General features: G+C 70.8%; 16 protein-coding genes. 6 read left to right on the top strand and 10 right to left on the bottom strand.

What is annotated here, in order from left to right:
* Positions 1-101 precede the first annotated feature (101 nt).
* A complete protein-coding gene (locus ACIP5M_RS17655) occupies positions 102-1,466 on the bottom strand; it encodes an NAD(P)-binding domain-containing protein (protein ID WP_401197855.1) in 1,365 nt (454 codons plus the stop codon).
* A gap of 261 nt (positions 1,467-1,727) precedes the next feature.
* Here ACIP5M_RS17655 and ACIP5M_RS17650 point away from each other — a divergent pair, with 261 nt between their 5' ends.
* Positions 1,728-2,096 (top strand): ArsR/SmtB family transcription factor, encoded by a 369-nt coding sequence (locus tag ACIP5M_RS17650; RefSeq protein WP_401197853.1) that lies wholly within the window; start codon positions 1,728-1,730, stop codon positions 2,094-2,096.
* 2 nt (positions 2,097-2,098) lie between these two features.
* On the top strand, positions 2,099-2,584 hold the full coding sequence (locus ACIP5M_RS17645) for a GNAT family N-acetyltransferase (RefSeq protein WP_401198020.1): 486 nt from the start codon (positions 2,099-2,101) through the stop codon (positions 2,582-2,584).
* Between the two features lie 31 nt (positions 2,585-2,615).
* On the opposite strand, the gene ACIP5M_RS17640 is transcribed toward ACIP5M_RS17645, so the two are convergent.
* The 3 genes from ACIP5M_RS17640 to ACIP5M_RS17630 are packed head-to-tail and all read right to left on the bottom strand — an operon-like array spanning position 2,616 to position 4,830.
* A complete protein-coding gene (locus ACIP5M_RS17640; RefSeq protein WP_401197851.1) occupies positions 2,616-3,671 on the bottom strand; it encodes an ArsO family NAD(P)H-dependent flavin-containing monooxygenase in 1,056 nt (351 codons plus the stop codon).
* Positions 3,668-4,471, bottom strand: a complete 804-nt coding sequence (locus ACIP5M_RS17635; RefSeq protein WP_401197849.1) for an aquaporin — start codon at positions 4,469-4,471, stop codon at positions 3,668-3,670. The genes ACIP5M_RS17640 and ACIP5M_RS17635 overlap by 4 nt, the downstream gene beginning before the upstream one ends.
* 44 nt (positions 4,472-4,515) lie before the next feature.
* The gene (locus tag ACIP5M_RS17630) at positions 4,516-4,830 is read right to left on the bottom strand and encodes an ArsR/SmtB family transcription factor (protein WP_401197848.1); all 315 of its coding nucleotides are present in this window, start codon (positions 4,828-4,830) and stop codon (positions 4,516-4,518) included.
* A 104-nt stretch (positions 4,831-4,934) separates the two neighbouring features.
* Here ACIP5M_RS17630 and ACIP5M_RS17625 point away from each other — a divergent pair, with 104 nt between their 5' ends.
* A complete protein-coding gene (locus ACIP5M_RS17625) occupies positions 4,935-5,354 on the top strand; it encodes an arsenate reductase ArsC (RefSeq protein ID WP_401197845.1) in 420 nt (139 codons plus the stop codon).
* A gap of 241 nt (positions 5,355-5,595) precedes the next feature.
* On the opposite strand, the gene ACIP5M_RS17620 is transcribed toward ACIP5M_RS17625, so the two are convergent.
* The 5 genes from ACIP5M_RS17620 to ACIP5M_RS17600 form a co-directional block, all read right to left on the bottom strand.
* Positions 5,596-5,871 carry an isoamylase early set domain-containing protein gene (locus tag ACIP5M_RS17620; RefSeq protein ID WP_401197842.1) on the bottom strand — a complete coding sequence of 92 codons (276 nt, stop codon included), beginning with the start codon at positions 5,869-5,871 and terminating at the stop codon, positions 5,596-5,598.
* A 234-nt stretch (positions 5,872-6,105) separates the two neighbouring features.
* Positions 6,106-7,476, bottom strand: coding sequence for an alpha/beta hydrolase (locus ACIP5M_RS17615; protein WP_401197840.1), 1,371 nt, complete (start codon positions 7,474-7,476; stop codon positions 6,106-6,108).
* 446 nt (positions 7,477-7,922) lie between these two features.
* Positions 7,923-8,060, bottom strand: coding sequence for a hypothetical protein (locus tag ACIP5M_RS17610; protein WP_401197838.1), 138 nt, complete (start codon positions 8,058-8,060; stop codon positions 7,923-7,925).
* A 227-nt stretch (positions 8,061-8,287) separates the two neighbouring features.
* The gene (locus ACIP5M_RS17605; protein WP_401197835.1) at positions 8,288-8,599 is read right to left on the bottom strand and encodes a hypothetical protein; all 312 of its coding nucleotides are present in this window, start codon (positions 8,597-8,599) and stop codon (positions 8,288-8,290) included.
* 161 nt (positions 8,600-8,760) lie between these two features.
* Positions 8,761-10,377: a phospholipase D family protein gene (locus tag ACIP5M_RS17600; RefSeq protein WP_401197833.1), complete on the bottom strand. Its 1,617-nt coding sequence runs from the start codon at positions 10,375-10,377 to the stop codon at positions 8,761-8,763.
* Positions 10,378-10,870: 493 nt separating this feature from the next.
* On the opposite strand from ACIP5M_RS17600, the gene ACIP5M_RS17595 reads away from it, so the two are divergent.
* Both ACIP5M_RS17595 and ACIP5M_RS17590 read left to right on the top strand, forming a co-directional pair.
* A complete protein-coding gene (locus ACIP5M_RS17595; RefSeq protein WP_401197830.1) occupies positions 10,871-11,113 on the top strand; it encodes a hypothetical protein in 243 nt (80 codons plus the stop codon).
* Between the two features lie 342 nt (positions 11,114-11,455).
* Positions 11,456-11,659, top strand: coding sequence for a cold-shock protein (locus ACIP5M_RS17590; protein WP_401197828.1), 204 nt, complete (start codon positions 11,456-11,458; stop codon positions 11,657-11,659).
* Positions 11,660-12,181: 522 nt separating this feature from the next.
* On the opposite strand, the gene ACIP5M_RS17585 is transcribed toward ACIP5M_RS17590, so the two are convergent.
* Entirely contained in the window at positions 12,182-12,499 is a 318-nt protein-coding gene (locus ACIP5M_RS17585; RefSeq protein WP_401197826.1) for a hypothetical protein, read from the bottom strand.
* Positions 12,500-12,942: 443 nt separating this feature from the next.
* Here ACIP5M_RS17585 and ACIP5M_RS17580 point away from each other — a divergent pair, with 443 nt between their 5' ends.
* Entirely contained in the window at positions 12,943-13,374 is a 432-nt protein-coding gene (locus ACIP5M_RS17580; protein ID WP_401197824.1) for a cupin domain-containing protein, read from the top strand.
* Positions 13,375-13,414: the final 40 nt, after the last annotated feature.

Below are 13,414 nucleotides of genomic sequence, written 5' to 3'. Positions count from 1 at the left end.
CGGACACCCTCCCGGTCGACCTCTCTCGCTGGACCTGTGCCCGGAGGGGCGCCAGGGTCGTCCTCGCCGCCCGCAGCGCCGACGAGCTCGCAGCACGCGGGTCAGCAGCCGCCGGAGGCGGCAGGCTCCCCGATGGCGAGGGTGGCCGGGGCCGCGCAGCAGCCGCCACCGCTCTGCTCGGTGATCTCGGGCTGGTCGAAGAGACCGGCCCCGCCGCACACGCCGGTCTCGGGCAGGGTCAGCTCGACGCGTTCGGCGGCCTCTCGGTCGCCGGCGAGGTGAGCGGCGATGGAGCGGACCTGCTCGTAGCCGGTCATGGCGAGGAAGGTCGGGGCGCGGCCGTAGGACTTCATGCCGACCAGGTAGACGTCCTTCTCCGGGTGGGAGAGCTCGTTGACTCCGTGCGGGTAGACGGTGCCGCAGGAGTGCTGGTTCGGGTCGATCAGCGGCGCCAGCTCCGCCGGGGCCTGCAGGCGCTCGTCCAGACCGAGGCGCAGCTCGTCCAGGAACGTGAGGTCCGGGCGGAAGCCGGTCAGCACGATCACCTCGTCCACCGCGTCGAGGCGGCGGCCGTCCTCACCGACGAGGACCAGGCGCCCGTCGCCGTCCCGCTCGAACGCCTGGGTACGGAAGCCGGTGACCGCGTCCGCGTACCCGGCGTCAACGGCGGCCTTGGCCGCCAGGCCCAGGGCACCGCGCGCGGGAAGCTGGTCGGCCTCACCGCCGCCGAAGGTGGAACCGGAGATACCCCGGCGCAGCACCCACAGCGCCTTGGTGCCGGCGCCCTCGTCGGCCTTGGCCAGGTCGGCGAGGTAGGCCAGGGCGGTGAAGGCGGAGGCGCCGGAGCCGACGACGGCGGTGCGCTTGCCCGCGTACCGCGCCCGTACGGCCGGGTCCTTCAGGTCGGGGACGCGGTAGGTGATCCGGTCCGCAGCCGCCCGCTCGCCGAGAGCGGCGAGGCCGCTGCCGCCGGCCGGGCTGGGGGTGGACCAGGTGCCGGAGGCGTCGATCACGGCGCGGGCGAAGACGCGCTCCTCGCGGCCGTCGGCGTGCTCGACGTGGACGACGAACGGCTGCGCGTCACGGTCGGCATCCACGATCCGGTCGCGGCCCGTACGGGAGACGCCGGTGACTCGGGCTCCGAAGCGGACGCGGGCGCCGAGGACGCCGGCCAGGGGCTGGAGGTAGTACTCGGCCCAGTCCCCACCGGTGGGGTAGGCGGCCGCGTCGGGCTTGACCCAGCCGGTCGGGGCGAGGAGCTTCTCCGCAGCCGGGTCGACGACCTCGCCCCAGGTCGAGAACAGGCGCACGTGTGCCCAGTCGCGGGTGGCGGCACCGGCGTGCCGGCCCGCTTCGAGGACGAGGAAGTCGAGGCCGCGGTCTTCGAGGTGGGCGGCGGCGGCCAGGCCGGCGGGTCCGGCCCCGATCACGAGGACGGGCAGATCGGTGGTGGCAGGCGCGGTCATGGTCGGCTCCTCGTTATTTCGATGTCTGTCGATGTCGTGCGTGATCAGCATGGCACTTGTTTCGATGTGCGTCAACATAGATATTCATCTAACTAGCCAGGTCGTCACCTGAATACGCTGTTCAGGCAGAGGGTGTGGCGCCGGAGGCGCTGGAGGCCTCCGATCGGACCGGCCGGGGTCGTGGCTGCACCCACCTCACCGGCACTCCAGGGGCCCGGCGCACCCGCGGCGCCGTAGTTCGACATGTGTCAACATAGACGTATGTCGAATGCGAACGTGTTGCCGCTTCTGGAGCCCGAGGCCGTCGTGCCGTGCTGCCCGCCGCTGACCGAGCGCCCGATGTCGGCGGAGGAGGCCGAGGCCGCGGCGAAGATGTTCAAGGCCCTCGGTGACCCGGTGCGTCTCCGCCTGTTCTCCGCCGTGGCCTCCCATGAGGGCGGCGAGGCGTGCGTGTGCGACATCTCCGACGTGGGTGTCTCGCAGCCGACCGTCTCCCACCACCTGAAGAAGCTCAAGGAAGCCGGCCTGCTGTCCTCCGAGCGCCGTGGGACGTGGGTGTACTACCGGGTCGAGCCCTCCGTCCTCGCCGCCATGGGTGCGCTGCTGGCCGGCGCCGCGAAGGACGCGTGACCATGGTGCACGTCACCGGAATGCTGCCCGAGCACGCCGCGCAGGTGCTGGCGATCTACCAGGCCGGCATCGACGAGGGTGACGCCACGTTCGAGACCACGGCACCCGACTGGGCCGCGTTCGACGCCGCGAAACTCGCCGAGCACCGCTTCGTCGCCGTCGACGAGGAGGTGCTGGGGTGGGTGGCGGCGAGCGCCGTCTCGGATCGCTGCGCGTATGCCGGCGTGGTCGAGCACTCCGTTTACGTCCATCCCGACGCCCGAGGAAAAGGAGTCGCCCGTGCCCTGCTGGAGGCGCTGATCGCCTCGACGGAGGCGGCCGGGATGTGGACGGTCCAGTCCGGGATCTTCCCCGAGAACACCGCCAGCCTCGCCCTCCACGAGCGGGCCGGGTTCCGGGTGATCGGGACCCGTGAGCGCATCGGCCGCCATCGCGGCGTCTGGCGTGACGTCGTGCTCCTGGAACGACGCAGCCCGCTGATCGTCTGAGCCGGGTCCGTCCGGTTCCCGCGTAGGCCCGTCAGTCCAGGAGATCCCGGATCTGGCGGGCGGTCTCGCGAGCGGGGCGGCCGACACCGATCAGGGTGGCCGAGGCCGGGCCGGTCCAGTCGCCGTAACCGAGGAAGTGGAATCGCGGATCCTCCACGGACCGGGTGCCGCTGGTGGTGATGTGACCGCGGGTGCCACGCAGGCGCAGGCCGGCCAGGTGGGCCAGGGCGGGACGGAACCCGGTACACCAGATCACCGCGTCGGCCTCGGCCTGGGTGCCGTCCGCCCACTCCACGCCGCCGACGGTCAGCCGGGAGAACATCTGCCGCACGGCCAGCAGGCCGGCGTCCCGGGCCGCTCGCACCGGTGGGACGGCGACGATGTCACCGAGGGATGCCACGCCCCCGGTGTCGGCGCGGCCTTCGTCCAGCGCCCGGCGGCGGGCGGTGGCGTGGTCGAACAGGGCGCGGCCGTCGATGTCGTCGGCGAGATAGCGCGGCGGGCGCCGGGTCACCCACGTGAGGTCCGCGTGGCCGGTGAGATCGGCGGCGATCTGCGCGCCGGAGTTTCCGCCGCCGACCACGATCACGCGCTGCCCCGCGAAGTCGCGCGGGCCCTGGTAGTGGGCGCTGTGGACCTGACGGCCGGCGAAGTCCCGGCGGCCGGGGACGGCAGGCAGGAAGGGCCTGGTCCAGGTGCCGGTCGCGCTGATGACGGCCCGGGCGCGCCACCCGCCGCAATCCGTCTCGACCCGCAGGAAGGCGCCGTCGCGATGGACGGCGTCCACCCAGACCCCGTGCTGGACGGGCAGTTCGTACCGCTTCTCGTAGTCCGCCAGGTATGCGATCACATGGGCGGCGTCCGGATAGACCTGTCCCTCCTGTACGGGCATCAGCCGACCCGGCAGCGAGGAGTACGCAGCGGGCGAGAACAGACGCAGCGACTCCCAGGTGTGCTGCCAGGCCCCGCCGGGTGCGGGCCGGGCGTCGAGGATGACGTGCTCGATGCCCAGGCGGCGCAGATGGTAGCCGGCGGCAAGTCCTGACTGGCCGCCGCCGATCACCACCACGTCCGTACGCCGGCTCATGCCGCGACCGCGGGCGTCCCGGTGTCCGTCTTGCCCCGCATGAAGATGACCGCGACCAGCGCGAGGCCGACGACCACACCCACCAGCTGCATGCCGATGAAGCCGGCCACCGAGGCTGGAGCGATGCCCGCGAAGGTGTCGGTGAAGGCACGCCCGATGGTCACCGCCGGGTTGGCGAACGACGTGGAAGAGGTGAACCAGTACGCGGCGCCGATGTACGAGGCCACCGCGAACGGCGCGAACCGCAGCCGGTCCGTCCTCGCCAGACCGAAGATCAGCAGGACCAGGCCCGCGGTGGCGACGACCTCGCCCAGCAGCAGGTTCCCCGCGGAACGGTCGTGCGTGGACCAACGCACGAGCGGCTCGCCGAACATCGCGTCCGCCAGGACCGCACCCGCGATCGCCCCGGCGATCTGCGAGGGCACGTACACGGCGACCTCGCCGGCGTTCACGCCCGCGCCGCCGCGGCGGGCGGTCCACCACTCGGCGAGCGTCACCGCCGGGTTGAAGTGCGCGCCCGAGACGGGCCCGAGGAGGGCGATCAGCACGCCGAGGCCGAAGACGGTGGCGGTGGAGTTGGCCAGCAGCTGCAGCGCGACGTCGTCGGTGAGCTCGGTGGCCTGGATTCCGGAGCCCACCACGACGGCGACCAGCGCGGCGGTGCCGACCAGCTCGGCCGCGGCCCGGGCGATCAGTGGCGTGCGGGGCGGGGTCGCGCCGGGTGCGGGCTGCGGCGACGAATCGGCGGCTGACGAATCGGCGGCTATGGCGTCACGCGCGGCGGGCTCGATGGCGGTCAAGGCAGGTTCTCCTCGGGCAGGTGAGGCAAGGCGTAAGAGACGGCCTAAGGGCAGGACCGCTTGAGGTTCGCTTCGGTGGTGGCACGCGCGGTCCGGGCGAGGTCGGCGAACTGACCGGCGATTCCTTCGATGACCTCCGGGCGCAGGTGGTAGTAGGTGAACCTGCCGCAGGGCTCCGTCTCCACGACCCCGGCCTCGCGCAGCACCTTCAAATGGTTGGAGAGGTTCGTCTGCTTGGCGCCCGTCTCCTCCACGAGGTGGGTGGTGCACAGCGTCTCCCTGGCGAGGAGAGTCACGATCTGGAGCCTGAGCGGGTCGGCCAGGACCCGGATCAGATCAGTGTCGACTGACGTCATCATGGGCTGATACTGTCACATCATCGAGGGCTGACACCAGTCCAGGCTGAACCAAGCTACGGGTCTGTGGCGCGCGACAGCCGCGCCTGCCATGAAGGAAAAAGCCGATGTCCGCGAACCCGCTCGCGTCCGTTCTCTTCGTCTGCATCCACAACGCCGGCCGCTCCCAAATGGCCGCAGGCTTCCTGCGCCACCTCGCAGGCGACCGCGTAGAGGTCCGCTCCGCGGGATCCATGCCCGGCGACCGGATCAATCCCTCCGCCGTCGCCGCGATGGCCGAGCTGGGCATCGACATTTCCGACCAGACGCCGAAGGTCCTCACCCCCGAGGCCGCCCAGGCATCGGACTACATCATCACCATGGGCTGCGGGGACGCCTGCCCGTACTTCCCCGGCAAGACCTACCTCGACTGGCAGTTGGAGGACCCGGCCGGCCAGGGCGTCGAGGCCGTGCGCCCGATCCGGGACGAGATCAAGGGGCTCATCGAGGGCCTCATGGCCGAGATCGACGCCCAGCAGAAGGCGTGACCCGGGGGAATCCCCATAGGTGGTCCGGGACAGCGTGCGGGGGCGGTACTGGTCGAACGACGGCCTCCAGTGGCCGGCACCATCTGAACCCCGGCCGGGAGGCGGGCCCCTGAATGGTGCTCGCCTCCGGCGCGTACGAGCCGGCCCGTATGGTCCCGCTCGCTTCCTGTCCTGTGTACGGGGTGGCCCGAGTCGCCCTGGCGGAACGGCTCGACGTGTGATTCTGCGCCTGGCAGGGCCCTCAGGTGTGCACGCGGTTGTTGGTGCCGTCGTGGTCGTCGGCGTGGTCCTCGTCGAACCAGTGGTCTCCGGAGGCCAGGTAGCGGAACGAGTGGACGCTGTTGTCGGGTAGGGCGACGCTGACGGCGCGCATACCGTCGGCGCGGGGTTCCAGGGTGTGGATGCCGGGCTGCCAGTCGTTGAAGTCACCCACGACGCAGACCGACCCGGGAGGGGCGTCGGCCGGCAGGACGAAGGTGACCTGCGAGTGTTCCTTGAGCCGCTTGCGTTCCAGCATGGTGTCTCCTGACGGGAGGGGTTGTCGCGGCTCATCCTCCGGTCGGCGCGGTGAGCGGACCTGCGGAGACAGCCGAGGGGGTGACCCCCTTCACCCGCGCGGCAGCGCACGGCCAGATGGCGCGCCGGCCACCGGCCCACGCCGGCGCGGACGGAGTACGACTTCCGAGGCACAAGGGAGCCGGCCTCAGGGGCGCCACACAGGCGAGTGACAGCAGCCGGGACAGCTCGAGACTCACTCTTCGGCGGGGCAGGACCGCGTCCCGGACGGGAGCTTCCCGTCGATCAGGAAGTGGTCCACGTAGCCCTTCACGCAGGACGAGGACAGATAGCCGGTGTGCCCCTCGCCCTTGTGGTCGATGATCACCGCCGAGCCGAGCCGCTCGGCCATGTCCTCCGTCCACTCGTACGGGGTCGCCGGGTCTCCCCGGGTGCCGACCAGCAGCATCGGCGGTGCGCCCGGGTGGTCGACCTTCCGGAGGAAGTCGGTGCTGACGGGGCGGCCGTAACACATGAGCACCCAGTCCAGAAGGGGCGGCCCGAAGACCTCCGACGCCTCGCGGAGCTTCCCCTCCAGGGCGGTGATCTCCTTCTCCACGGCCGCCGGGGTGGCCTTGTCGAAGGGCCGGTCCGGATCGTCCACGCAGTTCACGGCGCCGCCTGCGGCATCCCAGTTGTCGGCGGGCACCGGGTCGGGGCCCTCGTCCTGCGACTCCTCGTCTTCACCGGACAGCCCGGCGAACCGGAGCATCCCCGCCGGGTCGCCGTCCTCGGCCTGCGCCAGCACGTCCGCCAGCGCGGGCCAGACGGCGGTCGTGTAGAGGGCCTGGGCGATGATCTGCGAGGCCAGCCAGCCGGACAGGGCCGGGCCCTGTTCGGCGATCAGCGGCTTCTTGTCGAGCCGTTCGACGAGGTCGGCCACCTTCTCCTTGGCGGTGCGGGAGTTGGTGCCATACACGCAGTCGTCCTGGTGGGCGCACCAGGTCAGGAAGTGGCCCAGGGCCCGCTGGCGGGCGCGTGCCGTGGCGAGGGACCGATCTTCCAGCGAATCGCTGTGGTCATCGATGCCGTCGAGGACCATGCGGCCGGTCCGCTGTGGGAAGAGAGTCGCGTACGCGGCACCGAGCCGGGCCCCGTAGGAGAAACCGAGGAAGTTGAGCTTCCGGTCGCCGAGGGCCTCACGCAGCACCTCCATGTCGCGCGCGACGTTGTTGGTACCCATGTACGGGAAGACGGGGCCGGAGGCCTCCGCACAGCGCCGGGCCTCGGCGCGCAGCGCGGCCAGCCCCTCGGCCGTGCCGGTGTTCGGGTCGGGCACCACCGAGCCGTCGCGCCCGCAGGTGACGGGGTCGCTGTGGGCGACCCCGCGGGGATCGAAGGCGACGACGTCGTACCGCTCGCCCAAGTCGGCGAAGAGCCTCGGATCGTCTGCCAGGCCCTCGATGCCCGGGGCGCCGGGGCCGCCGAAGTTCAGCAGGAGCGAGCCGATCCGCCTGTCGGGTTCAGTGGCCGGCAGCCGGGCCACGGCCACGGTGGTGGTCCCCTTCGCGGGGTCCGCGTGGTCGAGCGGGACCTCGATGGTCCCGCACTGCATCCCGTCCGGCACGGACTCGAGGGGACACGTCCCCCAGCTGATCCGCTGGGCCTGCGAAGGGCTTGGACGGGGGCTCGGTGCGGCCCCGAACCCTGCCAGAGCCAGTACGCACGCCAGGACGGCCGCCCCGGCGCGGCCCAGACGGCAACGGAAGGGGACGGCAGGAGTGGGGTGGGACACGGCACCCTCCTCGGGCAACCCCCCACAGCCGGTCAACCCACCATAGGCACGCTCGCCCGCCCCCCGCTCGTCCGGCCCCAGCCGACGATCGAGCGGGGGACCGGCCCCGCATCCGCCGCTACGAGATCTACATCGAGCGCGGGAAGCGGTGGCGCAACCCGGAGACGACCGGCGGCCCGGCGATTTCGAAAGCGGCCCGCACCGTGCACGAACATCGGCAGCCAGGCGATGGCGTGATGGTCTACGGGCACGTCGAAAAAAGAACGTCTGCATGCGGATCAGCGTCCGACCCTGGTCCAGCGGACCACGAGGTCTGTGACGTAGGTAGCGGCGTTGAAGCGGCCCACGGCGATCTGGGTGGCGGGGGACCAGACGGATCCGGCGGGGGCCAACTCGATGGTGGTGCCGACAGTCACACGAGCCGTTTCCACCGGCTCCGTCGCGGCCCCGTCAACCGGCTCCGTAATCGCCGCGTCAACGAACGCACCAGCGGCGAAGTGGATCTGTACTCGAGGGTGAAGGCTTTGCGCAGGACGAGCGCGGCCCCGCCCGAGCAGGGGCGGGCTAGCCTGGCGGCTCGTACGAACCAGGCCTGCCCTCCGCCGTTTCCAGCCGACCCCGGCCCCGACCCCGGCGCCGGTGCCTATACGTCATGCCCATGAGCGGCAAGCCATCGGTGGACCGCAGCCTTGTCGGCGACGGTGATGCGCGCTGCCTCGGGGGGAGCAGCGGGGCTCTCGTCCTCCTTGAACGCGGTATCGGTGACCCGGGCGGTTACCCAGTCGGCCAGTTCCCGCGCCGACTCGCTGGACAGGCGCCCTGACCTCCAGTCACGCGCCGTCTCTGCGGTGGTGGGGGAGTGGTGGCGTTCCGCCTCAGCCAGCCACACTGGTACGAGTCGTTCGACCACCTGCTCGTCGTGCGAAGGGGAGGGGGCGTCCGTGGATCCGGTCATGATGACAGCATGGCCTGCCGACAGAGCCTTCGCTCGTAGCCTCGACCACCCGCGTCCCCGCGCCGCGCCGTACCGATCCCCTGATCCCCGTACGCCCGCGCCCGTATCGCCGCGGCCCGCTCCTCGAAGAAGCCTGCCGCACCTGCAGCTGTCCGGCGGGGTCAGAACGCGCTGCGCCTCCGGAGTTTGAACGGGCGCCCGTCCGGGTCGACGAAGAGGCGGTACAGGGGCATGGCGAGCGCACGCACCGGAGCCGACATGTCCGGCGGGCGGTAAGTGCGCAGGCGGCCCGGCGGCCGCGGGCCGCGGCGGCCGCCGTCATGCCAGGCGTCCAGTGCCGCGGCGCACTCGGCGAAGGTATCGAATGCCCGTACCGGATCACACACGTCGTCCGGCCCGTACGGTGAATCCGGCTCCCCGGCGTCGAGGTGCTCGAGGGAGAGTTCGAGCCGCAGATCCCTGGCGAAGCGGCGGGCGCCGTCCCCCTGCCCGCCCGGGTCGCGCGGCGGGCGAAGGTCGGCACTCCCGTCCAGTACGGCGCAGTTGAGCTCCGAATCATGGGTCCAGGAGCGGAGGTTGACGTTGTCGGAACCCACCGTGGCCCACACGTCGTCGATCACGCACACCTTGGCGTGCACGTAGACCGGTGTCCCGGCGTGGTTCTCCAGCCCGTAGACCGCCACGCGGTCGCCGCCCGCGCGGCGCAGCCTCTCCAGAGCCGTGACGCGCCCGACCTCGTTCATCGGCAGCGTCAGCCGGCCGTCCTGATCGGGGAAGGCGGGTATGACGGCGATCAGGCGCAGGCCGGGGCGGTCGCGCAGCGCGCGGGCGAATGACTCCACGACGTTGGGGGACCACAAATACTGGTCCTCCAGGTAGATGAGCGATCGAGCCCGGCGCAGTGCCTTGAGGTAGCTGCGCGCGATGCTGCGCTCGCCGTCGGGGGCGAACGGGTAGCCACCCAGCAGCCGGTTCGGGTACGTACGCAGCACCTGCACCGTGTGGCTGCCGCAGGGCGGTGGGTCGGGCAGTTGCGGCGGGATGGAGTCCGCTGAGGTGTCCTCGTGGTGCAGCAGTTCCCGGAGCCGCACGAGGGGGCTGCGGCTGAGGGGCGACGGGTCCTCCCAGCGCTCGCGGAAGCATGCTTCGACGTCTCCGACGGCGGGCCCGCGTATCGCCAGCTGCACATCGTGCCAGGGCGGCCGCGACCCGTAGGCCGATGCGAAGGGCACCGCTTGGGGGTCGCCGGAGTGGGAGGCGTCGTCGTTGCGGCCGTGGCACAGGTCGATGCCGCCGATGTAGGCGACATCGAGGTCAGGACGCCCGCGGTGCCGCATGACGAGGAGCTTCTGGTGGTGGGAGCCGCCGGGGCGCACGCGCATGTCGAGCAGGCACTCCGCGCCGGCAGCCTCGAGTTCCTCTCCGAGATGGCGGTTCTCGGTCTCGCTGAACTGGAACCGGTCCAGGTGGGAGCGCCAGACGAGCCCCTTGACGACGACTCCGCGCTCGGCCGCCTCGGCGAGGACCCTGCCGATCCCGGTCCCCGGTCCGTCGAGACGCTCGTCGGGATCTCCTCGCCAGTCGGTGAACAGCAGCAGGTCCCCCTCGCGCTGCTCCCGGATCGTCCGGAGCAGCTCGGCGAAGTACGTCGCCCCGTGCACCAGCGGCCGGACGTGATTGCCCGATGTCCATGCCGCCCCGCCGAGGTGGCGCCGGTCCAGCCGGGTCGAGCCGTTCCCGCGTTCACGTTCCGTGAGCATCCAGTCGCTGTTGTCCACGAGGAGACCTCCTCTGGGGCGGCTACCCGGCCGGGCCGTGCTGACACGAAAACGTGAGCGCCCCTGGGGGCCGTCGCCGGCCCCAGCAGGGTGCCGCGGCAGGGCCTGGGGCGGCCGCGCAAGCGGCCAGACCGAGTGTGTGCCGACAAGGCATATGACTCCGCAGGAACCGCGCCTACCTGCGAAGGTGCGGCATTAGGGCGACGATCCCGGTCCGTGCCGATCGGATCCGCAACCGGCGGAGCCGCGGCTCGCGAGGCCGCTGGCGGCCGAAGTTCGACAAGACCGATTACAAGCACCGGCACGCCGTCGAGTGCGGCATCAACCGGCTCAAGATCCACCGCGCGGGCGCTACACCGGACACAGCAAGCTCGCCGTCCGCTACGAAGCGACCGTGCTGGTCGCAGTCCTTAACGAGTGGCTGCGACCGGCACGCTGCTGAGACCATGCGCCAGTGAACTCAGGACTCCCCGCCGGATGGACGATCGAACGCGTGCGCGCTCTTTCGGGAGACCCGAGCGCCGCCTCGCTCTCCATCGATCGGCTCGTAGTCGTCGAGGTGGGCGATCAGGGTGACTACGAGCCGCTCCCGCCGGACGTGATTCTTGCGTTCCACGAGTTGTGCCTCGTGAGCAACGACGGTGAGTGGTTCATGGGGCAGCTCGACAACGATGGCTCGGTGATCTGCTGGGCCTCGTACGGATCCGACCTGGCCGAGGCCATCCGCAGCCTCTGAACGTCATTCCGCACCATTAGCCACCTTCGCAATAGACCCCAGCGGCTCGTGCGTCGGCGCGGTGGGCTGCGGTGCCGTAGGGCGGCGCACCGGGCCAGGCGCCACTGGTCTCTCCCGAAGCGGGTCCGCCGGCTTCCGGTGAGGATCCTCGTAGGGAGGAGACCTCCCGGTCGAACGTCCGGCCGATGACACCCGCGGTCCTGGCCCACCCCAAACGGTCCACCCCTTCGGCCCCATGCTGCGCGTGTGTGGCGTGGGGTGAGTGGGAAGGAAGAGGACAGGCTTCCATCCGGAGCCCGGGCAGCCTTGGGGCTGCCGGCAGGCTGTACAGAGGGATTGAGCATGGCACGTGGCACGGTGAAGTGGTTCAACTCCGAGAAGGGCTTCGGGTTCATCGCCCAGGACGGGGGCGGACCGGACGTATTCGCCCACTACTCCAACATCGCCGGGCACGGCTACCGTGAACTGCAGGAAGGCGAGACGGTTACCTTCGACGTCACGCAGGGGCAGAAGGGCCCGCAGGCGGAGAACATCACCCGCGGCTGACCGACGACCCGCGGGAGTGAGAACGGCGGCGCCCGCCATCGACGCGGGCGCCGCCGCCGCATCAACCGTCGAGGACGTTCTCGAGTTGCTCCGTGCCCATGGTCGCTTGGACGCCGATGCCTCGCTCCTCGATCCTCGTAAAGCTCTCCTCGTCGGGCTTTGACGAGCGACCCCGCGCCCCACTACACCCCCCACCAGGTCGGGAAATACGACACAGATCGCTGCGCAAGGTCATGCCGACGCGGTCGTCTGCGGCAGAACCTGCACGCACGATCCCCTGGAGCACGACGAACCGCATCCGGGCCCGGGCTGGTGCCCCTTCGCGACGGTCCCGGGCTCACCTGCGGCCCGGCGGCCATCCCGTCCGTTGGTCCCGTGCTCTGCAGCCGTCCGCACCGCCCCAGCACCGCACCCACCCGATCGACCTCCATCGGCTTCAGCGCGGACCCTGGACCGGACGCAACCGGGGGGTCAATGACCGTACCGGTGGCGAGGCGGGCGGGGCCGCGAAGGCGGCAGGAATCAGGCCTGCGTCTCGGCGCTGCAGACCCAGTCGCCGTAGCGGACGCCGTCCTTCGAGCGGACGATGCAGACCCGGACCGTGTCGTTCTCGTTCAGGTCGTAGTCGCAGAACGAGTAGCCGTCGGTCGTGTCGTTCTTGGTGGTCGTGTCGTAGCAGCCGGTCCGGTGGTCCACCCAGCTCCACGCGTCGATGTTGACCTTCTGCCAGCGCTGGATCTTGGCGTGCACGGAGTATCCGTCCGCCGACAGGTCCTTCACCCACAGCTCGTCGCCGTAGGTCTTGAACGTCGCCGTGCCCCAGGTCCGGGAAATGGTCACATTGCTTCCGCTTGCGGAGGCCGAGCCCGCCGTGCCCCCAACGATGATGACGCTCGCCGCGAGAGCCATACCGGCCTTTGCCACCGTGCTGCGCTTCATCAAGCGTTCCCCCTGTAGGTGTCGGGTCGTTACGAGTGCTAGATCCAAGCGTTGTCGTGAATCACCTGTCAACCACTTTGCGTGGAGCGGCAGTTGGGTGTGCTCCTCGGCGGAGAGGACCCGGCCATTCGGCCGTTGTGGTGGTCGAGCGGCAGCGTGGCCGGCCGCCTGGCCGAGGCCCAGTACTCACTGGCCTGCTGACGACATTGCCGTCGGATAAAACGGACAGGTGCCCGGCCCGCCGACACGGTGCGCCGGGCTGCGGCGCCCGCGCACGTGCCGCAGCCCGGGGCCAGGGCGGGATCGCCGGCACGATGGGTTGCGGTGCGTCAGGATGTTCAGCCATGAGCGAGATTTCTGAACTGGTCGCACAGCTGGGACTTGAGCCGCACGTTGAGGGCGGTTGGTTTCGCCGTACCTGGCGCACAGAGCCCGAAGCGGTACCGGACGGGTATGCAGGCAGGCGTCCGTTCGCAACCGGGATCTACTTCCTGCTCCACCCGGGCGAGGTCTCACGCTGGCACCGGGTGCGTTCCGACGAGCTGTGGCTGTGGCACCGGGGCGGGCCGCTCGCGATCAGGCTCGGCGGCAATGGGGACACACCCGGGGAAACGACGGCCTCCGTTCTGGGACCCGGCGTCGAGGCCGGGGAGCAGCCGCAGTTTCTGGTACCGGCCGGCACGTGGCAGACGGCTGAGCCGACGGGCGGTGAGGCGGCGCTGGTGTCATGCGTCGTCGCTCCCGGCTTTGACTTCGAGGACTTTGAGATGGTGTGAGCCCTGTTATGGGTCGCCGGTCGCCCCCCGGTTCAACGCC

Source organism: Streptomyces sp. NPDC088762, assembly GCF_044750905.1.
Taxonomy (GTDB): Bacteria; Actinomycetota; Actinomycetes; order Streptomycetales; family Streptomycetaceae; genus Streptomyces.
Note: the sequence above shows the minus strand (reverse complement) of the source record. Positions and strands in the feature narration are given on the sequence as shown.

Excerpts from the sequence above, each read along its gene's own strand:
- ACIP5M_RS17655 (WP_401197855.1), bottom strand. The coding sequence starts at position 1,466 with ATGACCGCGCCTGCCACCACCGATCTGCCCGTCCTCGTGATCGGGGCC.
- ACIP5M_RS17650 (WP_401197853.1), top strand. The coding sequence starts at position 1,728 with ATGTCGAATGCGAACGTGTTGCCGCTTCTGGAGCCCGAGGCCGTCGTG.
- ACIP5M_RS17645 (WP_401198020.1), top strand. The coding sequence starts at position 2,099 with ATGGTGCACGTCACCGGAATGCTGCCCGAGCACGCCGCGCAGGTGCTG.
- ACIP5M_RS17640 (WP_401197851.1), bottom strand. The coding sequence starts at position 3,671 with ATGAGCCGGCGTACGGACGTGGTGGTGATCGGCGGCGGCCAGTCAGGA.
- ACIP5M_RS17630 (WP_401197848.1), bottom strand. The coding sequence starts at position 4,830 with ATGATGACGTCAGTCGACACTGATCTGATCCGGGTCCTGGCCGACCCG.
- ACIP5M_RS17625 (WP_401197845.1), top strand. The coding sequence starts at position 4,935 with ATGTCCGCGAACCCGCTCGCGTCCGTTCTCTTCGTCTGCATCCACAAC.
- ACIP5M_RS17620 (WP_401197842.1), bottom strand. The coding sequence starts at position 5,871 with ATGCTGGAACGCAAGCGGCTCAAGGAACACTCGCAGGTCACCTTCGTC.
- ACIP5M_RS17605 (WP_401197835.1), bottom strand. The coding sequence starts at position 8,599 with ATGACCGGATCCACGGACGCCCCCTCCCCTTCGCACGACGAGCAGGTG.
- ACIP5M_RS17590 (WP_401197828.1), top strand. The coding sequence starts at position 11,456 with ATGGCACGTGGCACGGTGAAGTGGTTCAACTCCGAGAAGGGCTTCGGG.
- ACIP5M_RS17580 (WP_401197824.1), top strand. The coding sequence starts at position 12,943 with ATGAGCGAGATTTCTGAACTGGTCGCACAGCTGGGACTTGAGCCGCAC.